Origin of the sequence: Streptococcus sp. FDAARGOS_192 (genome assembly GCF_002073815.2) — a bacterium.
GTDB classification, from domain to species: Bacteria; Bacillota; Bacilli; order Lactobacillales; family Streptococcaceae; genus Streptococcus; species Streptococcus salivarius_H.
Window position 1 is genome coordinate 264,039 of record NZ_CP020431.2, and the last position, 23,617, is coordinate 287,655.

Sequence of the window (23,617 nt, forward strand, 5' to 3'; positions counted from 1 at the left end):
CCCTTGGTGACAGGGCTTTTTTACTGGTTTCAAAACTATAATTTTTTAATTGACAGTTTGTCAGTAAAGTAGTATAACTTATAATCAGGAGGGATAAAATGCGAGATGTAAAAGATCCGGAAATTCGACGGGCAGAGATTATGGATGCTGCTATGCTCCTCTTTATGGAGAAAGGATATACGAACACAACAACTCAGGATATAGTTGATAAAGTAAATATATCACGAGGTTTGTTATATTATCATTTTAAGAATAAAGAAGATATTCTATATTGTCTTGTTGAACGTTATTCAGAGAAATTACTGAGAGATATTCATGTGATTGTCTATGATGAGGATAAAACTGCTATTGAAAAAATAAGAGCCTTTATAGATGCCACAATAATCTCTACAGATAACGTTTCAGCGGAGGGAACTGAGTTACAAAAGACGGTTGATCTTGAAGAGAATCGTTATATGTTAGATAAGTTATCCCATAAGCTCATTGAAAAACTGACTATATATTTTGAGAGGATAATAAATCAAGGCATCTCAGAAAAAGTATTTTCTGTAAAATATCCATCAGAAACAGCAGAATTTCTGATGACAGCCTATGTTTTTGTTTCAAATAACATAGGTATAAAAACTTCAAAGAAAGAACCTGTCAAAGATTACTTGAATGCATTTAAGATAATGCTGGAACAAAATCTAAATACAAAAGGACTCTTTAGCAATTAAAAAAAATAGAATGTTTGTAAAGAGAACTATGTACCGATAGCTAAATCAAAACAAGCTATCGGTATTATTTCAAAATATAACTGACAAATTGTCAATAGAGGTGAAAATATGTTAGAGATAAAGAATTTTAGTAAAAGTTATGGGGACAAGAAGGTTGTGGATAACCTATCTATTTCAGTACAGCCTGGAGATATTTATGGTTTTATTGGAGCAAATGGTGCAGGCAAAACGACAACGATAAAGGCAGTTGTCGGTATCCATGATTTTGAAGACGGAAGTATAATTATCAACGGTCATTCTATTAAAGAAGAACCTGTTATTTGTAAAAAAATGATGGCGTATATCCCAGATAATCCAGATTTGTATGAACATATGACAGGACTTCAATATATTAATTTTATTGCTGACTTGTTTGAAATTCCTACAAAAATACGCAAGGAGAGAATACAAAAATACGGTGATTTATTTGATATGACTGATCATCTTTCGGGGATTATTTCTTCATATTCACATGGAATGAAGCAACGAACAGCCATTATTTCTGCACTTGTACATTCTCCCAAACTGTTGATTTTAGATGAACCTTTTGTTGGGCTAGATCCCAAAGCAACTTTCCTACTAAAGAAAATTATGCATGAGTGTGTTTCAGATGGAGGTGCTATTTTCTTTTCAACCCATGTATTGGATGTTGCGGAAAAATTATGTAATAAGATTGCCATTATCAAAAATGGAAAGTTAATTGCAAGTGGCAATACAGGAGACGTCAAAGGTGATGAATCATTGGAGGCATTTTTCATGGAGGTGCAGAACAATGAGTAACATTTGGATACTGCTTAAAGCGCAATTGATTAATTTCTTTCCTATTAACGAGATTAGAGATTCACGAAATAAAAAACAAAGTTCAATGGCTATTGCGAGTTTTGGCATAATAACTCTTTCCTTATTTTGCTTTGTTTATAATATAATAACAGCGAAAACATTGGTACACGTCGGACAGCAGAACTTGATTCCAGCATATATGGTATCTGTCTCAAGTTTTTCAATATTATTTTTGACAGTATTTTATTCGAATGGCATTTTATTTGGCAGTCGAGATATGGAAATTCTCCAATCCTTACCTGTTAAAAGTTCGTATATTATCACCAGCAAGTTCATGTTTATGTACTTATTGAATTTTTTAATAGGCTTGATGTTTATGCTTCCGGGTGGAATTGTATGGGGCTTGAACGGAAGTTTAAACCTCCTACAGATTATATTGTATTTTACTTCTATAATTTTTGCCCCTTTGATCCCCATGTGTATAGCGGCATGCATGGGTATCATTATTGTTGTCGCTTCATCTTTTTTTAAAAGGAAAAATGTTATCTCTCTTATTTTTTCATTTGCGATGCTAGGTATAATTGGATATTTTGCATTATCAGCTATGCAATCAGGTGATGAAAGTAGTATTGGGGTTACTCTAGCTAAGCAAATTACTGGACTGTATCCAATTTCTAGACTATTTATGTCATACTACAATTTTCCAATGTACTATGGGATGGGATTTTATATAGTTCTTTCAATAGTCGTTTTTTATCTATTTGTCAAAATTGCTTCGTTGAAGTATGGACTACTTAATACACTTGCTAATACAAAATCAAGATATGCTAATGACAAAGTATCTTATGAAAGAAAATCGGTATTTTTTGCCTTGTATCAAAAAGAGCTTGGACGATTTTTAAGTTCTTATATGGCAGTCTTGAATGCTGGGCTTGGAGTGATTCTTTTATGTGTCTTTAGTATATGTTTCCTGTTTAATTCTGTCGGTCAAATAGGAAATTCAGCAGGAATTGAAAATATAAATGAGTATCTTTCAAACTTAGCTCCCGTCTTTATTGCATCTATGCTTTCACTCAGTTGTCCAGCAGCTTCATCTATATCTTTAGAAGGTAAAAATATTTGGATTTTGAAAAGTTCTCCAGTTGAAGTGAAAACGATTTTAAATGCTAAGATAGCTGTCAACCTTACACTTCATTTGATTGGATATATGATTTCTGTATCTGTATTTATGCTGAAACTTGATATGAGTCCTATTCAAGTTATGAATCTAGTTATTGTTCCTATATGTTACTCCCTTTTTATAATGGTAATCGGAATTTCATTAAATAAAAAATATCCCAACTATGATTGGGACAGTGAGATGATAGTTGTCAAACAAAGTCTTCCTGTTATTGTAACTGGAATTATTAGTATGATTACGCTTATTACGCCTATTTTGCTTAATTGGTTTTTTAATCTTCCAATTATATTTGTTTTGCAAGCAGTATCAGTAATTTTACTGGCTATTTCGTTTAGAGTTTATATAAAAATGACCAAGTTAAATTTTATCTAGTTAAAGGAGGAAAATAAGATGAAAAATAGACTGTTAAAAGATATTTTGGTTTTGTTGGGAATGATGGTCATCATAGTCATTATTTGTGGGTTTCTCCCTGAGAAAGTTCCTATTCATTTCAATGCAAAAGGAGTAGCAGATATGTTTGCAAATAAATACTATCTTCTACTAGCTACAGTCATCCCTTATTCTGCATATTGGAAGTTTGTTAGGGAAAGTGATAATAAAAAGATTAAATGAAACACCATCTATATTTACAAATTGCATCAAAATTAAGAACGAAGATTTTAAGAGGTGATTATGCACCTGAACAACAAATTCCTTCAATAAGGAGATTAGCAGAAAACGAGAAGTGTAATCCGGCAACTGTCCAAAAAGCAATGAAAGTTCTCGAAGAACAGAATTTGGTTACTAGCTGTGGAACATTAGGATATTTTGTCATAGCAAGCGAGCAAGAAATAAAAGAGATAAGATATCAAGAATCTAACAAGCTAGTTAAAATTTTGTTTGAAAAACTTGGTGAGCTAGGCTTTTCAGAAGATGAGATTGTCAATTTATTTTTTAGAAAAGATGCTTAGAAGAAGTTGAATGGAAATTTATTAGGATTATTTGTGAAAGTATAGAAAAGCCTTGATTTCAAGGCTTTTTCTTGCATTTTTGTGATAGAATATAGCTAGTTATACATCGAGAGCAACTTAGAAGCAGTAAAAAATTATTCATAAAGTAATCAAGATAAGGAAGATAAATGACAGAAATTGATAAAAAGAATTTAAAAAATTATCTTTATTTTACATTTGGAATTACTTATATAGCTTGGGGACTTCTTGCCATATTTACACAATCTCATATTTTGGGATTAGAGACTTTTATAGGGAGAATATTACATATAGTTGGTGCTCTTGGACCAGCTATTGCAAGTGGGTCTTATTTGAAAAGTAATAATATAAAATTTAAACATTTTGTATTTCATAAGAGAGAAAATAGTAGTATTTATTTCATTATTCATATGTTAGCAATTTTGATCCTATTTTCTGTATCTTCCTTAGAATTAAACGGAGTATCACTTTATCTGATGCCACTATTCTTTATTCAATTAATTTTTTTTGGTGGTGGACATGAAGAATTAGGATGGAGAGGTATATTACAACCGTTACTTGATAAAAAATATACGTATTGGCAATCTAATTTGATTGTAGGATCAATTTGGGGAATTTGGCATCTGCCTTTATGGTTTATAGTGGGAGAAAGTCATCAAGGATTTCCTTTTATTTTATTTTTTATATATACATTATTTTTAAGTTTTGTTTTAGGGCTTCTTTATCGTCAAACCAAATCTGTGGGGTACTGTCTATTATTTCATGCGTTTGCAAATTTGTTAAATCTCTATTTTGTGTTAAAAATTAATGTTATTTTTATTATCATTTTTATTGGTTATTTGATTTATACGATATTGGCTAGTAATAGAATTAGTAAGGAAAAGAGTTTGTATCCAAAATAGCTGGATATACTCTAGAAAATGAAGATGATTTTGTTCAAGGGAATAAAGTAGAAATAACGAACATTTAGATGAAAGGTTTAGAGTATACATGAGTCTCTTATTTGAAGAATTTAAAACCATTTGTTTCCATTTAAATCGAGTCGGAATTACACCGACACTGATGGGTTCTTTGGGATTGGAGTTTAGAACGAAAGAAAATTGGGTGCCGTCTGACATTGACATTCATGTGCCTGGTGACCCTAGAGGTTGGGAAGCGCCTGATCATATCAGAATTTATGACTGGGACAAGATAATGAAAGAGATGAAAGACTTAGGCTACGTCTTAATAGATATTCATGAGCATGAATTCCAAAAGGATCGAGTGACTGTTGAATTTGGAAGTATCGATTCCTTACTTGATTTTGCAGGAGTTTCGGAATCGGATATAGAGCTTATTCACATTGAAGGCATCACTTTTCGTCTTCCAAGTCTGGAGCAGTATCTAAGTATTTACAAAGCCTCTTCTCAAGACTCCTATCGAAATGAACAAAATAACAATAAGGATTTTAAAAAGATCGAGTGGCTGGAAAAACATTTGTAAATTATCATATGAAAAGTAGTAAGTTGTAAGACTGGCTGCTATGTTATTTTTATTGGTTATTTAATTTGTACTATATTGGCTAGTAATAGAATTAGTAAAGAAAAGGAATTTAAATTATAGAATGGATGTCGTTTCTTTTGGAAGTGGTGATAATCTTTCCATTCTACAGTATCATTTTAAAATGATTTTCATTGCCTTTTGTTTATTAGTATAAAAGCAGAATATTACCACACGTTGAGTGTGTGGCATTGCTTGTGAGAGCTGAGGCATCAGCGAAGTAGAAATAGATGTTCGGCCCATGAATTGTACACCCAAGAAAACGAGTAAGGTGAAGTGTGATTAGCTGCGTGCTAGTGCAAAAGGAATGCCCAACATATTAATCTAATATAAGTATTAAAACGGTGTAGACAAATGCAAATTTTGGAGGTATAGATTATGGCTTCAAGTAAAGAGTATTTAGATTTCATTTTAGAACAACTATCTGAGTTGGAAGAAATAACATATAAAGCAATGATGGGTGAATATATTATTTATTATCGCGGGAAAATTGTTGGTGGGATTTATGATGATAGGTTTTTAGTGAAGCCTGTTAAATCTGCAATAGCATATATGCCAAATGCAAAATATGAGTTGCCGTATGATGGAGCAAAGGAAATGCTATTGGTAGATGATGTTGACAACAAAGAATTTTTAACCGGCTTATTCAATTCAATTTATGATGAGTTACCTGCACCAAAACCGAAGAAAAAGAAATAATCAAATTCGAATTTGTGGAGAGGATTTGAATGAAAAATGCCGTTATATATGTTCATGGTAAGGGTGGTAATGCAGAAGAAGCTAATCACTATAAACAATTTTTGATGACAGCTTTGAAATCATTGGATTTGATTACAAATCATTGAACCCGTGGGATGCTAAAATCGAGTTTATAAATTATTTGCGAAACAATAATAACAATAAATATTTTAAGAAGTGGGTTGTTGATGGAAATACTAGAGGTTATGGAAAACAGGAAAAATTATATTGAGTTGCTATTATTGGCAGATGAGCAGGAGGATATGATAGACCGTTATATTGATAAGGGTAAAATGTATGTACTTGATGATAATGGTATTAAATGTGAGTGTGTTGTAATCGATGTGGGAAATGGCGTACTTGAAATTAAGAATATTGCGACAGTGCCGGAATATCAAGGCAAAGGTTACGCGAAAGCCATGATTGATTTTATTATCACGAAATACAGAGAAGAGTATTCTACTCTGCAGGTAGGAACGGGCGATAGTCCAATGACGATTCCGTTTTATGAAAAGTGTGGGTTTGTGCGATCACATATCGCCCCGAACTTCTTTACAGACAATTATGACCATCCAATATATGAAGGTGGCATTCAGTTGGTAGACATGGTTTATTTGCGGAGATCTTTCTAAATCCCAGTTTGTCTAACTGAATATTAAACTGTTTAAGACACTTACTTATTTCGAAGACGGGAAATGCTAAGGATGTGGATATGTTTCCAATGACTGCGCATGTTGAGGCGGTAAGTTTGCTAGTCAAGGAGTAAAACGACGAAGATTAGCATTTACTTCCGCCCATGCGATAGCTGTCCGTGATTGACAAGTGCTAGCACGCAGACAGAACGGAGATAGCGAACCGCTGAGTGTGTCGCTCTGCTCGTAAAAGCTTAGAAACCTTTGAACGAAAGGGATAATGAAAGCCTTGATTGCAAGGCTTTTTGCTTTATGGTGGGTAAGTATCAGAGTGAGAAAATTTTTGGAATGAGTAGAAGTGATAGCTAGAAATTATCAGTTTCTATTTCCATTTACCCTGTGGGTACGTGTTTGTTTCCATTGACAAGGAGTTTGTGGGAATAGAAATGTACCCACCTTGTTTGAATCAAGTGAAGTGTAGTTGAAGGAAATCTGTTGAAAGCAATACTTCATTTTACCGAATAAGTAATAATTTAGGCAACTTCAAATCGATTAAAAAAAACTATTTTAAAGGTTAAGAGTAGACAAAAATTGTCCACTCTTTTTTGCAAACTCAATTTATCAATAAATGAAATGAGGGAATGTAAAATGAAATATTTTGAGGTTGAGTTAGAAAATCCTGATGAATTTTTAAAACTACAAACAGAAGATTTTGTGAAAGCTAATCGCTTGCTACTAAGGAAGATAATCCAGAGCGTTACAGTCTATGAAGAAAACTTCGTCATATCCTTTAAATCTGGCATCGAATTGGAAGTATGAGTCTCATTCCATAACTTTTATATTGAACATATCATCTTGTTGTGTTATACTATAAATTGATATAAACAAAGATGTAGGAGGAACCGAAACTATGACAGCCTCAATGCGTTTAAGATAAGCTGGCAATAAAAAAAGCAGAATCTATACCCGATGATAGGCTTTTTTGTTGTGCTTATTTATACGATATTGAGCATTCATTAGTTACGGTGAGGATATTGGTTATTTAACTATACCTTTATTTAACTATGTCTTTAATATGAATGTTTCCAAATTGTATGTATGCAGACCAAAAGCCACATTGTGGGGTTTGGCCTGCATTTTTTATTGCCTAGAATGCTATTCAAAATAGAAATTCAAGCAAAATAATATGCAGGAGATAATATAAATGGAAAAATACAACAATTGGAAACGAAAATTTTATGCAATATGGGCAGGGCAAGCAGTATCATTAATCACTAGTGCCATCCTGCAAATGGCGATTATTTTTTACCTTACAGAAAAAACAGGATCTGCGATGGTCTTGTCTATGGCTTCATTAGTAGGTTTTTTACCCTATGCGATTTTGGGACCTGCCATTGGTGTGCTAGTGGATCGTCATGATAGGAAGAAGATAATGATTGGTGCCGATTTAATTATCGCAGCAGCTGGTGCAGTGCTTGCTATTGTTGCATTCTGTATGGAGCTACCTGTCTGGATGATTATGATAGTATTGTTTATCCGTAGCATTGGAACAGCTTTTCATACCCCAGCACTCAATGCGGTTACACCACTTTTAGTACCAGAAGAACAGCTAACGAAATGCGCAGGCTATAGTCAGTCTTTGCAGTCTATAAGCTATATTGTTAGTCCGGCAGTTGCAGCACTCTTATACTCCGTTTGGGATTTAAATGCTATTATTGCCATCGACGTATTGGGTGCTGTGATTGCATCTATTACGGTAGCAATTGTACGTATACCTAAGCTGGGTAATCAAGTGCAAAGTTTAGAACCAAATTTCATAAGGGAGATGAAAGAAGGAGTTGTGGTTCTGAGACAAAACAAAGGATTGTTTGCCTTATTACTCTTAGGAACACTATATACTTTTGTTTATATGCCAATCAATGCACTATTTCCTTTAATAAGCATGGAACACTTTAATGGAACGCCTGTGCATATTTCTATTACGGAAATTTCCTTTGCATTTGGGATGCTAGCAGGAGGCTTATTATTAGGAAGATTAGGGGGCTTCGAAAAGCATGTATTACTAATAACAAGTTCATTTTTTATAATGGGGACCAGTTTAGCCGTTTCGGGAATACTTCCTCCAAATGGATTTGTAATATTCGTAGTTTGCTGTGCAATAATGGGGCTTTCGGTGCCATTTTATAGCGGTGTGCAAACAGCTCTTTTTCAGGAGAAAATTAAGCCTGAATATTTAGGACGTGTATTTTCTTTGATCGGAAGTATCATGTCACTTGCTATGCCAATTGGGTTAATTCTTTCTGGATTCTTTGCTGATAAAATCGGTGTAAATCATTGGTTTTTACTATCAGGTATTTTAATTATTGGCATTGCTATAGTTTGCCAAATGATAACTGAGGTTAGAAAATTAGATTTAAAATAAACAATATTGGAGGAATATTTATGTATCTTATTTTCATGTAACTCTTCCTGCTAAAATCGCAGGGTTTTCCCTGCATACAAGCAAATGAAAGCATGCGATTATAGACAGGAGGAAATGTTATGGAATTAATATTAAAAGCAAAAGACATTCGTGTGGAATTCAAAGGACGCGATGTTTTAGATATAAATGAATTAGAAGTATATGATTATGACCGTATTGGTTTAGTAGGAGCAAATGGTGCTGGAAAAAGCACTTTACTCAGGGTACTTTTAGGAGAATTAACTCCCCCAGGATGTAAAATGAATCGTCTGGGTGAACTTGCCTATATTCCCCAGTTGGACGAAGTAACTCTGCAGGAGGAAAAAGATTTTGCACTTGTAGGCAAGCTAGGTGTTGAGCAATTAAATATACAGACTATGAGCGGTGGTGAAGAAACAAGGCTTAAAATAGCACAGGCCTTATCGGCACAGGTTCATGGTATTTTAGCGGATGAACCTACGAGCCATTTAGACCGTGAAGGAATTGATTTTCTAATAGGACAGCTAAAATATTTTACAGGTGCACTGTTAGTTATTAGCCATGACCGCTATTTTCTTGATGAAATAGTAGATAAAATATGGGAACTGAAAGATGGCAAAATCACTGAGTATTGGGGAAACTATTCTGATTATCTTCGTCAGAAAGAGGAAGAACGTAAGAGCCAAGCTGCAGAATACGAACAATTTATTGCGGAACGTGCCCGATTGGAAAGGGCTGCGGAGGAAAAGCGAAAACAGGCTCGTAAAATAGAACAGAAGGCAAAAGGTTCTTCAAAGAAAAAAAGTACTGAAGACGGAGGGCGTTTAGCTCATCAAAAATCAATAGGAAGTAAGGAAAAAAAGATGTATAATGCTGCTAAAACCCTAGAGCACAGGATTGCGGCCTTAGGAAAAGTAGAAGCTCCGGAAGGCATTCGCAGAATTCGTTTCAGGCAAAGTAAAGCATTGGAGCTCCATAATCCATACCCTATAGTCGGTGCAGAAATTAATAAAGTATTTGGGGATAAGGCTCTGTTTGAAAATGCATCTTTTCAAATTCCGTTAGGAGCAAAAGTGGCGTTAACTGGTGGTAATGGAATCGGAAAAACAACTTTAATCCAAATGATCTTAAACCATGAAGAAGGAATTTCTATTTCGCCTAAGGCAAAAATAGGTTACTTTGCACAGAATGGTTACAAGTACAACAGTAATCAGAATGTTATGGAGTTTATGCAGAAGGATTGTGACTACAATATATCAGAAATTCGTTCAGTGCTAGCATCTATGGGGTTCAAACAGAACGATATTGGAAAAAGTTTATCTGTTTTAAGCGGTGGAGAAATTATAAAATTGTTGCTTGCTAAAATGCTCATGGGTAGATATAACATCCTAATAATGGATGAACCCAGTAACTTCCTTGACATACCAAGTTTAGAGGCTTTGGAAATACTAATGAAGGAGTACACCGGAACTATCGTGTTTATCACCCACGATAAACGATTACTCGAAAATGTAGCAGATGTAGTTTATGAAATTAGAGATAAGAAAATAAATCTGAAACATTAAATTTAAGGTAGTCGCTGGTCAGTATAGTCTGTTCTGGTTGGCGACTCCATTGTTAAAGAGTATAAAGACTTTAGATTTTATGAATATTAAAAATAGGAACAGTCAATTGAACTGCTCCTATTTTTCTGCTAAATATATTGTAGTTTTCTTATATGTATAATGATAGATTAGCGGATTCTCATCTACGGTACTTACTTCAAATATGAAGAAGTGATCGCGGTTATCTCTGGACTTTTCCTTATTGAGGACAAAGTAATTCTTACGTGAAGTCGCCATTGTTTTTAGGATATCATCAGTTAGGAAGGTCAATGGAATATTCATGTTAGAGTAGCGGTAGAAGTCACGTTCAAAATCTTGGTAGCTCTCGCTATAATAGTCCATTTGTAGGTGATTACGCTGAAACTCAAGCTGATTCATAGAGCACCTCCTCGACAAGTTCAATACTAATAATGTCTTTTAATTTCAAATTGATGTGACCTGTTGTAGTTTTTATCAAAATGAAATCTTTGGTCAGACTTGGTATTGTTCCAGTGTAGGAAACACGCTTGTTTTTTTCAATCACTTGAATGCGTGTGCGTAGCTGCCCGGCGTATACTTGACTGAGGAGTAATAATTTCTTCTCTAGTGATAAGTCAGACATGTACGTTACTTTGTTTGTATCATCAGAGAGTGCTGATGCATGTTCAGATAGGAAAAAGCCCATCCATTTTTGCATCTTTGTATCCTGGTACTCTCTTGCTGATTGAAATGGTAAATATGAACGGTCAATCATATCAAATCCTTTCTATGCAGAGGCAAGGGTATTTTTATCAAATTGAATCGTAAAACCTTGAATTCCCCCACCTGTGTAACATTCTTTAAAGCGATTGATTACCTCAGTATAGATTATCACAGATGAGCTTGTTGGCTTAATGCTAAATGTAAATTCCAATGGTAATCGGTTTTCAGATTTAGCATGTACTAGTCGTATCGATATTTCAGTTGTTTTGAGTTTTCTCTGACGAAGTTTTGAAGTTGCTGTTTCAACGATTCCATGTAAAAATCTTTCAAGCATTTCAATATCATTACATCCTTTGCTACGGATTTCTGAAAATTGTACTGTATTTTTTTCTTGTTTCATTTTAATCCCTCCAATCCACCCGCGGAATGACCACCGATAAGTTTACTGCGTTCAATATTTCTGGAACCTTCAGTTAGGACGGTTCCTTTTTGTATGGCTAAAAAACCAAACTGTTCTCTGACAACATCAATAGCTGTCTGAAGTCTATTATCTTTTTCAATTTGTTCTACATCATCAAAGAGTGATAGTAGAGTATAGCTTTCATCTACGAAGCCACTATAAGATACACCAATTTGTCTCACTGCACCAGAGGTGTATTTTTTCGGAATAATACAAGTACATGACTCACCATTGTTTTGGGGAGATTTGCGGGTTCAATTTTATTCTGAGCATTTATAGATTTTTTCATCTCAGTCCTAGAATAGCCAATATGAATAGAAACGACAGTAGTCAATACTAGGGCTACTGTTCCGTTCCACAGTATCATTTAAAAATCATTTTCACACCCTTTCGTCTATTAGTATAGAAGAAAGCTCTCAGCACATGTGGAGTGTATAGCGTTGATACAAAGAGTCAAATCATGAAAAATCCTTCATTTGAAATGATTGTATAAACAGTTGGAATTTAAGGAGAGAAAAATGATTTTAGAAACGGAAAGATTGATTCTTCGCCCATGGGAAGAAAAAGACGCCAATGATTTATTTCAATATGCCAGTAATCCCGAGGTGGGTCCGATTGCAGGTTGGCCAGTACATACAAGCGTTGAAAATAGTAGGGAGATTATAAAAAGTTATCTTTCAGCACCTGAGACATACGCCATTGTTTTAAAAGAAACGATGCAGCCAGTGGGTAGCATAGGACTGATGATTGGCTCTGCAAGTGATAAAGGGATTCCGGATACTGAGGCGGAGATTGGTTACTGGATAGGAGTTCCCTATTGGGGTCAAGGCCTGATACCAGAAGCAGTTCGTGAGATGATGAGACATGGATTTGATGACCTGAATCTGGAGAAATTATGGTGCGGTTATTTTGACGGCAATACAAAGTCGCAGAGAGTTCAGGAAAAATGCGGGTTCCGTTATCGTCATACAAAAGAGAACGTTCCGTGTGCATGGGAAGGTGTTCTTCGTACAGAACACGTAACCTGTCTATCAAAAGAAGAATGGATTTCATTTAAGTAAATCACTGCTTGTACAAGCTGAGTCATCAGCGAAGTAGAAGTAGATGTTTGGCCCATGCGACAAGGTGAGACTGAAGGTTGAGAAGGTGCCCTGGGCATAGGACTCGTAGAATGAGGAGGGAAACCGACGAAATGATACGGTAAGTCCGAACCGCTGAGTATGTGGATCTGCTCTTCCAATCTGAGACAGTCGAAAAGTAGAAAGGGATGGTATTGGTATCAACCAATGAGTAACAAAGTAACAGCGTGATTCGAAACATTTGCTTGTAATTTGAGGAGGAACATCAATATGGATGGAATAACAAAAGATTCTATAAAAATGGCTAAACAAATGAAACAATTATGGCCCCAATTGACCGATAAAGAAGCTATTGATGAAGTAAAAAGATATACGAATGGCAAAAATACTGCAATCTTTACTGAAGTTGAAGGTGACACAATCGTAGGTCTAGCACTATGTTCACTCAGATTTGATTATGTTGAAGGATGTAAATATAGTCCTGTTGGATTCTTAGAAGGGATTATTGTCGACGAGGAATATCGTTTAAAGGATATTGCTAAAAATCTCTGTACAAAATGTGAGGAATGGGCGAAAAATAAAGGATGTAAGGAATTTGCAAGTGACTGTACTTTAACGAATACTGATTCTATAAGATTTCATCTCAATATTGGATTCCAGGAGGCAAATAGAATTATTCATTTTAAGAAAAAATTATAATTTCGAAACGAGAATAAACTTGTTTAAACTTTATGTATCTTTAGAAAGTGTGAAAGATTGGACGAACAAATTTTTTTGATGGGTGGAAATCCGCCGATAAAGAATCATACGATTGTTAATAAAATTGTGTCATCAAGGAAGATCGAAAGAATTGTCATTTTTACAGTTTATCGAGAAAATTGGCAACCCTATATGAAAAAGTACACGGAAGTTTTCCGAAGTCAATTTCCTAATCTAAACACTGATTACTTACTCTTAGACACTGAGCAGATTAATTTTGATAGCTATCTAGATGCTGATGTCATTATCATCGGTGGTGGAGATACGGAAAAATATATAGCTACTTATGTCAATCAGGAGTTCAAAAATTATATCGATCATATGCTGAATAAAGGGGCTAAAGTTATAGGATTTTCTGCAGGAGCCCTATTATTAGGAGAAAAGGTCTATATCTCACCTAATGATCATTCAGATCATCAGATAAAGATAAAGAATGGATTAGGACTCTTTAGTCAGTTTTTAATTAGTGTCCATTATGATTCATGGAATGATAAAGCTAATAAAGATAGAGCTGAAGAACTTGTTCATGTTCCCATAATTTCACTAAATGATCATTCCTGTCTTGTATTGGATAAACTTGGAAACATCACAGAGAAAATTGACTAGTTTCCATTATCTAAATCTTGATCTAGGTAACTAAAGTGTAGACGAAATATATAATGAAAAGCCTTGAATTAAGGCTTTTTGTTATATTTCAATAAAGAACTTGACATTATTAGTTTTGTCCACTAAAATAGAAGTTACATACCATCGGTATGATAGAAAGGGACTGGAATGGCAAGAAATAGAAACTCACACGAAACTAGAAAAAAAATACTAGAGGTCTCTAAAGATTTATTTTTAGAAAAAGGATTTGATAATACGTCAATACAAGATATCATAGATGGCTTAGGTGGATTGACGAAAGGTGTTATTTATCATCATTTTGAGTCTAAATATGATATTTTGCAAACGATCATTAGCGAAAATAATCAAGAAATTTTAAATTATAATTGGAGAGGAAATACTGGATTAGAAAAGATACAAAATTCTTTGATGGATTCTTTCTCTAACTTTGAACACCAAAGGCTCGTCTACTCTGCTTCAATTATGCTAAGAAGTCCACGCTTATTGGGAGAGCAGTATCTAGGTCTATTTTCTGATTTTTTACCCGAAATTAGAGAAAAAGTTTACGAAGGTGTCGAAGATGGCTCTATTAAAACAGAATATCCAGAAGAGCTAGCAGATTTAATTGTTTTAACTTTAAATATTTGGATTGGTTTTCAAATTTCCGTTTTTTCATTAGTAGAATTAAAGCGTAAAATGAATTTCATTAAACTTACTTTTGAAGGTCTAGGGGTACAGTTAATTTCTGATGAAATGATGGAGGTGATTTTCAACTTATTTGATCACTTAAAAAAATAGTAAATATGTAGTCGCACGACATTCTTGTTAATACTAATTTCTATCTATGTATTATCAATTGAACGATCTATTTTACATTTTGATACTTAAAAAATAACATACTTTATGTGTGTTATTAAAATCCTATTTTACATACCGTAGGTATGTTTGTTTTTTAACATATACATACCGACAGTATGTATAGTGGCATTGTCTGTAAAATAAGCTTTTTTTAAATATTTGGTGAGATTAGTTTGAATAGTTTATTCTTTATTTACACTTTGGAGGAAATAATCTATGTTGTCGCTTATTAAAATTGAATTAAATAAAATTTCTAAATCTAAGTTAATTTTAGCCTGGTTGTGTACTATATTTATAGTGTTAGGTATTACAGTAATAATCATTATGGGGTTAGGTACTGACAATAAACTAGGAGAATTCACTGGACAGGATTCTAATCTTATTAGAATTACTGGCAAATGGGAAGGTTGGGCAATTGTAGCATCATTATTTTCATCTTTATTTACAAAATCAGCATTTTTGATTTTTGAATCTTATTTATTATCTACGATTATTATTGATGAATTTAAACGAAAAACAATTTTTCAGTTATTTTCTTACCCTATTTCTAAAATAAAGTTAGTATGGGGAAAAATTCTTTCAGTCATCCTAATTTCATTTATTGCCCATTTTTCTGCCCATTTAGTTATTCAAATATTCATTAGATCCATGGCTGTTGTCACTGAATCTACTTATATCCCTGTTGGTAATCAATTAATGAACTTAGCTGGAATTACGTTTGGAACAGTACTAATAGGGTTATTACCATTTGTTTTAGGTATGATTAAGTATTCAACAGCTATAACAATGCTTACAGGACTTGGCTTAGCAGCATTACTTTCGAATGTAAGTTCAGGAAGTTTATCTAATAATATTGTTGATAACTTATTCTTTTTGATATTTGCAAGTTTCATAAGTTTAATGATTACTTCATTTTCAATTTATAATATTTCAAAACGAGATATTAGTATCAAATAGTATTGCTGAGTTTAATCGAAGAAAAGTGGTAATTCCTTTATGATTCCAATAAAGAAAGAGACTGTATAAGTTTGTATTTATGCTCCTGAAGAAAAATTCTTGCATTTAAAGGTGGTTATAGAAAGAGAGATAGAAATGAGAAATATTGTTGAAATAAAAGAAGTTTTTAAAACAATTGATAAAGAAGAAATTTTAAGTGGTATCAACCTTCAAATTGCTGAAGGAGAAATCTATGGTTTTTTAGGACCGAATGGTGCTGGAAAAACAACGTTAATGAAATGTATGTTATCCTTATCAACAATTACATCAGGTAGTATTGAAATTTTTGGGAAAAATCTACAAGAACACAGAGAAGAAATATTAAGTCAGATTGGAAGTATTATTGAATCACCAATTTTTTATGATAATTACACTGCAAAAGAAATTTTGGAAATTCACGCTCAGTATATGGGGAAAAATATTATTGAATCAGATATAATAAGAGCCTTAAGAATGGTCGGATTAAAGAATACGACTAAAAAAGTAAAAGATTTTTCGTTAGGAATGAGGCAAAGGCTTGGTTTAGCTCGTGCTTTTCTAACAAAACCTAAATTGTTAATTTTAGATGAGCCAATCAATGGTTTAGATCCAATAGGAATTCAAGAAATTCGAAATCTTTTGTTGTCGCTTTCTAAGGAGCATGGAATTACAATTCTAATATCGAGTCATATATTATCGGAAATTTCACAGATAGCAGATAGGATTGGTTTTATCAAAAATGGAGAAATAGTAGAACAGGTCTCTATGAAAGAGATTAGGAGAGAGAATATTGACTTAGAAGAATATTTTATCTCACATTTTCTAAATGATATTAAGGATTATGAGGTAGATTAAGGATGAAACAATTGATAAAGAACCATCAGAAGGCTTTTTATACTTTCATGATATTTAATATACTGGTCCCTTTAACTAATATTGCTTTTGCTTATTCTATTAAAGGTATTATTGATAGTGGCATGTCCCAAAATGAAGTTGCCTTAACTCAAGCGGTACTAGTAGGAGCTACTGTTATTTTCATCTATGCAGCACTCAACTTTATATCTCTTCGATTGAGAAATAAACTTGTTAGGCAAATCATGTCAAGATACAAAAACAAGGTGTTCCAATCTATTTTAGATAGGGATTATAGAGACTTTTCTAAAGAAAAATCAGGGAAATTTATTTCCGTATTAACCGAAAATATGAAGAAAATTGAGCAAGATTATCTATACCAGTATTTTAATATTTCAAAAAACCTTTCCTTAATGATTTTTTCACTTCTAGCTATGTTTATAGGTAATTGGTTTTTGACCTTATTAGTTATCATTGCTAGCATTATTCCAATGATGATTTCAGGATTTATTGGACAAAAATCAGCCTCTTTACAAAATAGAGCTATGGTTGCCGATCAGAAGTATTTAGCTAAGGTTAAAGATATTTTAGCAGGATTTCTTGTTATTAAAAGTTTTAATGTGAAAGATGCTATCTGTGAGGATTATAGTCATGAAAGTGAAAAATTTGATGAAATAAATTTTATAAAAGGGAAATTTGACGTTTTAGCTAATGTTATTTCACAGCTTTCAGGGATGATTGTTTTTTTGGTAGCCTTTGGTGGAGGGATGTATCTCGTATTTAATAGCTCTACCACAATTGGGAGTGTAACAGCTATTGTTCAACTGGTCAATTTTGTAGTAATGCCACTGAATGAAGTTGGAATGGGAATAAGTAAATTTCGTGAAGGTCAGGCAACACTAGATGCATTTGAGGTAAAAGATGTAACTGAGCTTCAGACTGGTGAAACAAAAGAATATTTCGATGATGTTATTTCTTTTTCAAATATAGACTTTTCTTACCCTAATACTGAAGAAAAAATTTTTAATCATTTATCTTTGAAGATTCAAAAAGGGGAAAAAATTGCAATTGTAGGAATGTCAGGGAGTGGAAAATCAACTTTGCTCAATCTATTACTGCGTTTTTACGATGTAACAAGTGGGCACATCTCCATTGATAATATAGATTTGCAAGCTATTTCAGCAGGGAGCCTTTATAACTTAATGACTATTGTTCAACAAGACATTTATATCTTTGATGATACTTTAAGATCAAATATTACTCTTAATCAATTCTTCACTGATGAGGAAATAAAGCAAGCGGTACAGCAGTCAGGTTTAGAAAGTTATGTTTTAGAAAATGAATCTGGTCTACAAGCTTTATGTGGAGAGAATGGCTCAAATCTATCTGGCGGACAAAAACAAAGACTTAGTATTGCGCGTGCCTTAATTCGAAAAACACCAATCTTATTATTGGATGAGGCTACCTCATCTTTGGATAATCAAGTAACTACTGAAATTGAAAATTCAATCCTGGATATTCAAGATTTGACTGCACTTGTAGTAACCCACAAGTTGAATGAGAACATTTTGAAAAAATACGATAGAATTCTCTTTATGAAAGGTGGCGTCATTGTTGAAGATGGTTCTTTTGGTGACTTGATGGATAGGAGAGGTGAGTTTTATAAGTTGTTTGAGTTGAGTGTGTAATTCTCTTTCGTTCTATAATATAGGAGTATACTAGCACGACATGTTGAAGCGGTATCACTGCTTGTGAGGCCTAGAAAATGTGTAGAATGAAAAGCCTTGGTGACAGGGCTTTTTATGGTAAGTCATTTGATATTTTTATCTGAATCATATTTCTTCTTCATGTTACAATAAATATATACAAAATAGAACGCTTAGAAAAATGGAAAATATAATGGTTAACCAAAGCAAATATGTGTCTAGTGATTTTCCAGAGGCAACGTATCAAGTGGCTTTTGAGGATTTGAAAAAGAAAATTTTAGTCGGGCATCAGGAAATTATTCAAGGTAAAGTCTCTTCTCTAGCTGATGCGAGAAAGGAATTTGGCCTTGACTAGGTAGGTTGCGATATTGTCTCTCTTACTTGTAACAGAGCTAAGCAGAGTAAATAGTAGAATAATAAAGGTGAACATAGACTTTCAAGTAAATATAGTACTGTCTATATGAGACATTTTGGAGGTTATCAAAATGAAATTTCATAAATTCGGTGATAAAAATTTGCCTCCCATTTTATTGATACATGGTGGGGGTAGCTCTTGGTGGAATTATCTTAGACAAGCTCGTCTCCTGTCTCATAATTACCATGTCATTTTACCGACACTTAATGGACACGGAGAAGAGTATCAAGAGGATTATATATCAACGGAAGATTCGGCACAGGAAATTCTAGATTATGTTCGACAAAACTGTGGTGGGAAAGTATTTGCTTTAGGTGGTGTTTCACTTGGAGGTCAAATTGCTATGGAACTTTTGTCCTTAGACAGCGATATAGCTGAGAAAGCCATCATAGACGGAAGTATCTGTATTCCTCAACCAAGGTTGGCGAGATTTAGCATCTTGTTGGTATCTTTATTTGGTAAACTGATGTTCAGTAAATCCTCTTGCAAACTTCAGTTAAGCTTAATGAATAAATTCTATCCCCAATTAGCTTACCCAGACGAGATAAAAAATTATTATATGGAGGATATGCCAAGGACACCTAACAAAACATTAGTGACTATCTATAAGACTTATATGGGGCACTACAAATTGAATAGTAGGATTTCTAAAAGTAAGGCGCAGGTTCTCTATATTTATGGTGAAAAAGAATTGAAATGTGTTAAGGAGTCAGCTAGGTTATTTGAGCAGCTACATCCCAACACTATTCTGTTTGAAGCAAAGGGTTATAATCACGGCTATTTATCAGCTTACCTGCCTCAAGAGTGGGTTGATTTGGTGATACCATTTTTAAAGAGTGATTCATTTATAGTAAACTGAACCAAAAATAGTACATAATCTTCAACACGTTATAAAAACCTTGAAATCAGTATGTTTCAAGGTTTTAAGTACTCTTACGGATAGCATTGGGAACATCTAACTTTCTTGAGGAGTAAAGTTTGTTTCTCAATATAGTAATCGTTAAATTGTGTCAAAGCGTTATATGATATGATAATTCCAAATAGTCCTTTGGGCTTTTTATGGCATTGTGATATTCTCTAAGAACACGAGATTGCTTCAATAATTTACAAAGTTATGGGGATTTCTCATAGCTTTTTTACTTTCTTCCTTGACAATTGAGCGAGTGTTCAACTATAATGATAATAGTTGAGTGGTTGTTCAACTGAATCATCGATTATTGAGGTATGAGATGTAATTTTTCTTCTCTATCACCAGTAATGCAAGCTTTATTAGCTGGCTTATTCAACTGGTTTTGTACCCTTATCGGTGCTAGTTTGGTCTTTTTTGTCAAAACCATTCATCAAAAATTCATGGATATGATGATGGGCTTGGCAGCGGGCATTATGACGGCAGCGGCAGTCTGGCCTTTGCTTGTCCCTTCTTTGGACTATAGCCAGTCAATAGCTACGAACAGATTTTACTGGTTGACGACGGCTGTTGGTTCTATTGTCGGGGGCTTATTTATCCGCTTTATTAATTATTTGGTTCCCGACCTACATTTGAATCATCAGATGAGTGATAAGGAAGGGATTTTGAATCCCAAAAGACCCTTATCAAAGACCATGCTGCTTTATCTGGCGGTAGTGTTTCATAATATACCAGAGGGCTTAGCAGTTGGTGTGGCATTTGCTAGTGTGGCAAATCTCGCAACTAGACTTTCCTTTACGTGAATGAGTGCCCTTGGATTGGCCTTGGGAATTGGCATCCAAAATATTCGAGAAGGCTCTGCCTTGTCCTTGCCACTACGGGTAGAAGGGCGAAGTAGGAAATCAGCTTTCTACTATGGCGCCATGTCAGCGATTGTTGAGTCGATTGCAGCTGTTTTAGGGGCCTATGCTGTTATGTCTATGACCCAGCTACTACCTTATGCTCTCTTATTTGCGGCGGGAGCCATGATTTATGTTGCAGTGGAAGAACTTGTGCCAGGTGCTCAAGAGCACAAGAATACCGATATTGCGACAGGTGGGGTTATGGCCGGATTTCTAATCATGATGTTACTTGATACAACTTTAGTATAGGAGGAATAGAAAATATGTCACAGTGTTTAACAGCTTGTAATCCAGATTTAATTCAAGGGGTCCATGAGACGGAGTTTGATACCGTTACATTGCTAAATATGTCCAATTTTTTTAAGGCGATTTCTGACCCAACTCGTTTGCGGATTTTACAAGCAGTACGGCAAAATCCAATTTGTGTCGGAGACTTAGCGATTGCGTTACAGATGACCAAGTCTGCTATTTCTCACCAACTACGCTATCTGCGGGACTGCCAATTGGTCAAGGGGGAGAAAAAAGGAAGGATGACCTATTATGAACTTGCGGACGATCATGTCGCAGCAGTCTTGTCTTTGACACTGAAACATTTGAAAGAGGAAAAACATGAAGAAAGAGTATGAACTTCGAGGAATTGACTGTGGCAATTGTGCTGCTAAGATTGAACGTGCTGTCAATCAATTGGAGCAGGTAGAATCTGCCACTGTCAATCTGATAGCTCAAAAGCTGATTTTGGAAACAAAAAGCGAAGATGGGATAGATAAGGAAATTATTGACTTGGTGGATGCTATTGAACCTGGAATCGAAGTTATCAGTGAGAAAAAGGAAGAGGCACTTCCAGAAAAACGAGATTGGGCGAAAGAGCTGCTACTTGCTGTTATGATTCTATTTGCCTTCGGCTTTTTCCTGCCAGAGGAGTATTTCTGGATTCGTCTGGTCTATTATCTGACCCTATATATCATTATCGGCCATAAGGTTCTTATCAAGATGGTTCAAAATATTCAACGTGGTAATCTTTTTGATGAAAACTTTTTGATGAGTATCGCGACCTTAGGAGCCTTTCTCTTGGGAGAATTTCCAGAGGCAGTAGCCGTCATGCTTTTTTATCAGATTGGGGAGTATTTCCAAGATAAGGCCACCTCTCAATCTCGTCAGTCCATTGCACGATTGATGGATATTCGGTCGGATAAGGCTTGGAGACTAGAGGGGGGAGAAACCGTTCAAGTAGACCCTGAAACAGTAAGGGTTGCGGACCATATTTTAGTTAAGCCTGGGGAGAAGATGCCCCTAGATGGTCTGGTCAGAGAAGGTCGTTCTATTCTGGATACGTCAGCCTTGACAGGAGAATCACTGCCTAGGGAAATTGGCGTTGGTGAGGACATTACAAGTGGTGTGATCAATTTGACTAGTCCATTGGTAATTGAAGTGAGTAAGACTTTTTCGCAATCAACGGTCAACAAAATTTTGGAATTAGTTGAAAATGCAAGCAATAAAAAAGCGGAGACGGAACGGATGATCACACGTTTTTCGCGTGTGTATACACCAGTGGTTGTCGGAATCGCTTTTCTGCTTGCAAGCCTGCCTCCCTTGCTTGGTTTAGGGGAGTGGTCGACTTGGCTTTATCGGGCACTTACCTTTTTAGTCATTTCTTGCCCTTGTGCTCTTGCGGTTTCGGTACCAATGAGTTTCTTTGGCGGGCTAGGGGGAGCATCTAAATTAGGTGTCTTAGTGAAAGGTGGGAATTATTTAGAGGCTCTTGCCAAGTTGGATACGGTCGTATTTGATAAGACGGGGACAATTACAAAAGGTATCTTTGCGGTGGATACCGTTGTCAACGCAGAAGGTGTCGAGGATGATATTCTGTACCTCGCTGCCCATCTGGAAAGCTATTCCAATCATCCAATCGCAAACTCTATTCGAACAGCCTATGGACAGGAAGTGGACGAGAATAGGGTGAGTCAGATTACCGAGCTACCAGGGCAGGGCATGTCCGGTAGGGTAGATGGCAGACAGCTCTATCTTGGGAATGCTAGATTAATGGAAGTTCAAGGGATTGCTTATCCAGCTATTGACAGCACAGGAACAGTTCTCTATTTGGCAGAGGACAGTCATTTTCTAGGCTATTTCCTTATCACAGACCAAGTGAAGGAGACGAGCATCGAGGCCTTGAAGGATTTACAGGCAGTCGGAATTAAAAAGACGGTTCTCCTTTCAGGCGATCGTCAGGCAGTGGTTGATGAATTTGCACAGCAATTTGCCTTTAATGATGCATTTGGAGATTGCTTGCCTCAGGATAAGGTGAGTACATTTGAGGAAATTCTGACTCAGTCTCAGCAGGCTGTTGCCTTTGTTGGAGATGGGGTGAATGATGCACCGGTTCTTGCTAGGGCAGATGTTGGTATTGCTATGGGAGGGCTAGGTTCGGACGCAGCCATTGAATCAGCAGATGTTGTACTGATGGATGATGACCTTGGAAAACTTCCTCAAGTCATTCGACTGGCAAAAAAGACAGTCAGAATAGCCCAACAAAACATGACCTTGGCTATTGTAGTTAAACTAATTTTCTTGGTTCTAAGTGGATTGGGAATTTCTAATATGTGGGAGGCCATCTTTGCAGATGTTGGTGTAACGCTACTAGCAGTATGGAATGCATTGAGGGTCTTGAGGATAGATACCTCCACTTTGTCAAAGTAAGTGAACTGATGTTAGTATGATTTTATGGACACGTTTTGGTAGAATAGTATCTAACCAAAGGAGATGTCCAAATGAGCCAAAAAT

General features: G+C 35.1%; 27 protein-coding genes and 1 pseudogene. 24 read left to right on the top strand and 4 right to left on the bottom strand.

Annotated elements, in window-relative coordinates:
* Positions 1–98: 98 nt before the first annotated feature.
* The 12 genes from A6J31_RS02340 to msr(D) all read left to right on the top strand — a co-directional run bounded on the left by A6J31_RS02340 (position 99) and on the right by msr(D) (position 10,597).
* Complete coding sequence (locus A6J31_RS02340) at positions 99–716, top strand: TetR/AcrR family transcriptional regulator (RefSeq protein ID WP_002890483.1); 618 nt, start codon at positions 99–101, stop codon at positions 714–716.
* Between the two features lie 108 nt (positions 717–824).
* The gene (locus tag A6J31_RS02345; RefSeq protein ID WP_002890485.1) at positions 825–1,535 is read left to right on the top strand and encodes an ABC transporter ATP-binding protein; all 711 of its coding nucleotides are present in this window, start codon (positions 825–827) and stop codon (positions 1,533–1,535) included.
* Positions 1,528–3,087 carry a putative ABC transporter permease subunit gene (locus A6J31_RS02350; RefSeq protein ID WP_080610375.1) on the top strand — a complete coding sequence of 520 codons (1,560 nt, stop codon included), beginning with the start codon at positions 1,528–1,530 and terminating at the stop codon, positions 3,085–3,087. The genes A6J31_RS02345 and A6J31_RS02350 overlap by 8 nt, the downstream gene beginning before the upstream one ends.
* A gap of 18 nt (positions 3,088–3,105) precedes the next feature.
* The gene (locus tag A6J31_RS02355) at positions 3,106–3,327 is read left to right on the top strand and encodes a DUF1648 domain-containing protein (RefSeq protein ID WP_002890487.1); all 222 of its coding nucleotides are present in this window, start codon (positions 3,106–3,108) and stop codon (positions 3,325–3,327) included.
* On the top strand, positions 3,324–3,665 hold the full coding sequence (locus A6J31_RS02360) for a GntR family transcriptional regulator (protein WP_002890488.1): 342 nt from the start codon (positions 3,324–3,326) through the stop codon (positions 3,663–3,665). Before A6J31_RS02355 ends, A6J31_RS02360 begins: the two co-directional genes overlap by 4 nt.
* Before the next feature lie 167 nt (positions 3,666–3,832).
* Complete coding sequence (locus A6J31_RS02365) at positions 3,833–4,585, top strand: CPBP family intramembrane glutamic endopeptidase (protein WP_080610376.1); 753 nt, start codon at positions 3,833–3,835, stop codon at positions 4,583–4,585.
* An 88-nt stretch (positions 4,586–4,673) separates the two neighbouring features.
* Complete coding sequence (locus tag A6J31_RS02370; RefSeq protein ID WP_070673939.1) at positions 4,674–5,165, top strand: nucleotidyltransferase; 492 nt, start codon at positions 4,674–4,676, stop codon at positions 5,163–5,165.
* Positions 5,166–5,600: 435 nt separating this feature from the next.
* Entirely contained in the window at positions 5,601–5,921 is a 321-nt protein-coding gene (locus A6J31_RS02375) for a TfoX/Sxy family protein (RefSeq protein ID WP_070439264.1), read from the top strand.
* Between the two features lie 227 nt (positions 5,922–6,148).
* On the top strand, positions 6,149–6,592 hold the full coding sequence (locus tag A6J31_RS02385; RefSeq protein WP_049514508.1) for a GNAT family N-acetyltransferase: 444 nt from the start codon (positions 6,149–6,151) through the stop codon (positions 6,590–6,592).
* Positions 6,593–7,240: 648 nt separating this feature from the next.
* Entirely contained in the window at positions 7,241–7,411 is a 171-nt protein-coding gene (locus A6J31_RS02390; RefSeq protein WP_000873143.1) for a hypothetical protein, read from the top strand.
* A gap of 385 nt (positions 7,412–7,796) precedes the next feature.
* A complete protein-coding gene (gene mef(A), locus A6J31_RS02395) occupies positions 7,797–9,014 on the top strand; it encodes a macrolide efflux MFS transporter Mef(A) (protein WP_000417519.1) in 1,218 nt (405 codons plus the stop codon).
* A gap of 119 nt (positions 9,015–9,133) precedes the next feature.
* Positions 9,134–10,597: an ABC-F type ribosomal protection protein Msr(D) gene (gene msr(D), locus A6J31_RS02400; RefSeq protein ID WP_000420313.1), complete on the top strand. Its 1,464-nt coding sequence runs from the start codon at positions 9,134–9,136 to the stop codon at positions 10,595–10,597.
* Positions 10,598–10,714: 117 nt separating this feature from the next.
* On the opposite strand, the gene A6J31_RS02405 is transcribed toward msr(D), so the two are convergent.
* Genes A6J31_RS02405 through A6J31_RS02420 form a run of 4 tightly spaced genes read right to left on the bottom strand, consistent with a single transcriptional unit; the run spans position 10,715 to position 11,959 of the window.
* Positions 10,715–11,014, bottom strand: a complete 300-nt coding sequence (locus A6J31_RS02405; protein WP_001072467.1) for a DUF5960 family protein — start codon at positions 11,012–11,014, stop codon at positions 10,715–10,717.
* Positions 11,001–11,369, bottom strand: a complete 369-nt coding sequence (locus A6J31_RS02410; protein ID WP_000567222.1) for a hypothetical protein — start codon at positions 11,367–11,369, stop codon at positions 11,001–11,003. Before A6J31_RS02410 ends, A6J31_RS02405 begins: the two co-directional genes overlap by 14 nt.
* A gap of 12 nt (positions 11,370–11,381) precedes the next feature.
* A complete protein-coding gene (locus A6J31_RS02415) occupies positions 11,382–11,717 on the bottom strand; it encodes a hypothetical protein (RefSeq protein WP_000806926.1) in 336 nt (111 codons plus the stop codon).
* Complete coding sequence (locus A6J31_RS02420) at positions 11,714–11,959, bottom strand: hypothetical protein (protein WP_001813542.1); 246 nt, start codon at positions 11,957–11,959, stop codon at positions 11,714–11,716. The genes A6J31_RS02415 and A6J31_RS02420 overlap by 4 nt, the downstream gene beginning before the upstream one ends.
* 336 nt (positions 11,960–12,295) lie before the next feature.
* Between A6J31_RS02420 and A6J31_RS02430 the strand changes: the two genes are divergently transcribed.
* The 12 genes and pseudogenes from A6J31_RS02430 (at position 12,296) to A6J31_RS02495 (ending at position 23,533) form a co-directional block, all read left to right on the top strand.
* On the top strand, positions 12,296–12,838 hold the full coding sequence (locus tag A6J31_RS02430) for a GNAT family N-acetyltransferase (RefSeq protein ID WP_070460561.1): 543 nt from the start codon (positions 12,296–12,298) through the stop codon (positions 12,836–12,838).
* 288 nt (positions 12,839–13,126) lie between these two features.
* On the top strand, positions 13,127–13,555 hold the full coding sequence (gene aac(6') / locus A6J31_RS02440) for an aminoglycoside 6'-N-acetyltransferase (protein WP_070460559.1): 429 nt from the start codon (positions 13,127–13,129) through the stop codon (positions 13,553–13,555).
* A gap of 57 nt (positions 13,556–13,612) precedes the next feature.
* The gene (locus tag A6J31_RS02445) at positions 13,613–14,221 is read left to right on the top strand and encodes a Type 1 glutamine amidotransferase-like domain-containing protein (protein ID WP_080610377.1); all 609 of its coding nucleotides are present in this window, start codon (positions 13,613–13,615) and stop codon (positions 14,219–14,221) included.
* A 168-nt stretch (positions 14,222–14,389) separates the two neighbouring features.
* Positions 14,390–15,019, top strand: a complete 630-nt coding sequence (locus tag A6J31_RS02450) for a TetR/AcrR family transcriptional regulator (protein WP_048763849.1) — start codon at positions 14,390–14,392, stop codon at positions 15,017–15,019.
* A gap of 276 nt (positions 15,020–15,295) precedes the next feature.
* A complete protein-coding gene (locus tag A6J31_RS02455) occupies positions 15,296–16,036 on the top strand; it encodes an ABC transporter permease (protein ID WP_049546201.1) in 741 nt (246 codons plus the stop codon).
* 135 nt (positions 16,037–16,171) lie between these two features.
* Positions 16,172–16,909 carry an ABC transporter ATP-binding protein gene (locus A6J31_RS02460; protein ID WP_080610378.1) on the top strand — a complete coding sequence of 246 codons (738 nt, stop codon included), beginning with the start codon at positions 16,172–16,174 and terminating at the stop codon, positions 16,907–16,909.
* Between the two features lie 2 nt (positions 16,910–16,911).
* Entirely contained in the window at positions 16,912–18,594 is a 1,683-nt protein-coding gene (locus A6J31_RS02465; RefSeq protein ID WP_080610379.1) for an ABC transporter ATP-binding protein, read from the top strand.
* 199 nt (positions 18,595–18,793) lie between these two features.
* On the top strand, positions 18,794–18,967 hold the full coding sequence (locus tag A6J31_RS11800) for a hypothetical protein (RefSeq protein WP_002890505.1): 174 nt from the start codon (positions 18,794–18,796) through the stop codon (positions 18,965–18,967).
* Between the two features lie 130 nt (positions 18,968–19,097).
* The gene (locus A6J31_RS02475) at positions 19,098–19,886 is read left to right on the top strand and encodes an alpha/beta fold hydrolase (protein ID WP_080610380.1); all 789 of its coding nucleotides are present in this window, start codon (positions 19,098–19,100) and stop codon (positions 19,884–19,886) included.
* A 365-nt stretch (positions 19,887–20,251) separates the two neighbouring features.
* A pseudogene (locus tag A6J31_RS11725) lies at positions 20,252–21,085 on the top strand (ZIP family metal transporter).
* Between the two features lie 14 nt (positions 21,086–21,099).
* Positions 21,100–21,462, top strand: a complete 363-nt coding sequence (locus tag A6J31_RS02490) for an ArsR/SmtB family transcription factor (protein ID WP_002890511.1) — start codon at positions 21,100–21,102, stop codon at positions 21,460–21,462.
* Positions 21,446–23,533, top strand: coding sequence for a heavy metal translocating P-type ATPase (locus tag A6J31_RS02495; RefSeq protein WP_080610381.1), 2,088 nt, complete (start codon positions 21,446–21,448; stop codon positions 23,531–23,533). Before A6J31_RS02490 ends, A6J31_RS02495 begins: the two co-directional genes overlap by 17 nt.
* The last annotated feature ends 84 nt before the right edge of the window (positions 23,534–23,617 follow it).

Bases quoted from the DNA above. Each gene is read 5' to 3' on its own strand.
- A6J31_RS02450 (WP_048763849.1), top strand. From the start codon at position 14,390: ATGGCAAGAAATAGAAACTCACACGAAACTAGAAAAAAAATACTAGAG.
- A6J31_RS02460 (WP_080610378.1), top strand. From the start codon at position 16,172: ATGAGAAATATTGTTGAAATAAAAGAAGTTTTTAAAACAATTGATAAA.
- A6J31_RS02475 (WP_080610380.1), top strand. From the start codon at position 19,098: ATGAAATTTCATAAATTCGGTGATAAAAATTTGCCTCCCATTTTATTG.
- A6J31_RS02465 (WP_080610379.1), top strand. From the start codon at position 16,912: ATGAAACAATTGATAAAGAACCATCAGAAGGCTTTTTATACTTTCATG.
- A6J31_RS02365 (WP_080610376.1), top strand. From the start codon at position 3,833: ATGACAGAAATTGATAAAAAGAATTTAAAAAATTATCTTTATTTTACA.
- A6J31_RS02340 (WP_002890483.1), top strand. From the start codon at position 99: ATGCGAGATGTAAAAGATCCGGAAATTCGACGGGCAGAGATTATGGAT.
- A6J31_RS02405 (WP_001072467.1), bottom strand. From the start codon at position 11,014: ATGAATCAGCTTGAGTTTCAGCGTAATCACCTACAAATGGACTATTAT.
- A6J31_RS02375 (WP_070439264.1), top strand. From the start codon at position 5,601: ATGGCTTCAAGTAAAGAGTATTTAGATTTCATTTTAGAACAACTATCT.
- A6J31_RS02345 (WP_002890485.1), top strand. From the start codon at position 825: ATGTTAGAGATAAAGAATTTTAGTAAAAGTTATGGGGACAAGAAGGTT.
- A6J31_RS02410 (WP_000567222.1), bottom strand. From the start codon at position 11,369: ATGATTGACCGTTCATATTTACCATTTCAATCAGCAAGAGAGTACCAG.
- A6J31_RS02355 (WP_002890487.1), top strand. From the start codon at position 3,106: ATGAAAAATAGACTGTTAAAAGATATTTTGGTTTTGTTGGGAATGATG.
- A6J31_RS02350 (WP_080610375.1), top strand. From the start codon at position 1,528: ATGAGTAACATTTGGATACTGCTTAAAGCGCAATTGATTAATTTCTTT.
- A6J31_RS02390 (WP_000873143.1), top strand. From the start codon at position 7,241: ATGAAATATTTTGAGGTTGAGTTAGAAAATCCTGATGAATTTTTAAAA.
- A6J31_RS02385 (WP_049514508.1), top strand. From the start codon at position 6,149: ATGGAAATACTAGAGGTTATGGAAAACAGGAAAAATTATATTGAGTTG.
- A6J31_RS02360 (WP_002890488.1), top strand. From the start codon at position 3,324: ATGAAACACCATCTATATTTACAAATTGCATCAAAATTAAGAACGAAG.
- A6J31_RS02430 (WP_070460561.1), top strand. From the start codon at position 12,296: ATGATTTTAGAAACGGAAAGATTGATTCTTCGCCCATGGGAAGAAAAA.
- A6J31_RS11800 (WP_002890505.1), top strand. From the start codon at position 18,794: ATGGAAAATATAATGGTTAACCAAAGCAAATATGTGTCTAGTGATTTT.
- A6J31_RS02455 (WP_049546201.1), top strand. From the start codon at position 15,296: ATGTTGTCGCTTATTAAAATTGAATTAAATAAAATTTCTAAATCTAAG.
- A6J31_RS02370 (WP_070673939.1), top strand. From the start codon at position 4,674: ATGAGTCTCTTATTTGAAGAATTTAAAACCATTTGTTTCCATTTAAAT.
- A6J31_RS02415 (WP_000806926.1), bottom strand. From the start codon at position 11,717: ATGAAACAAGAAAAAAATACAGTACAATTTTCAGAAATCCGTAGCAAA.
- A6J31_RS02495 (WP_080610381.1), top strand. From the start codon at position 21,446: ATGAAGAAAGAGTATGAACTTCGAGGAATTGACTGTGGCAATTGTGCT.
- A6J31_RS02490 (WP_002890511.1), top strand. From the start codon at position 21,100: ATGTCACAGTGTTTAACAGCTTGTAATCCAGATTTAATTCAAGGGGTC.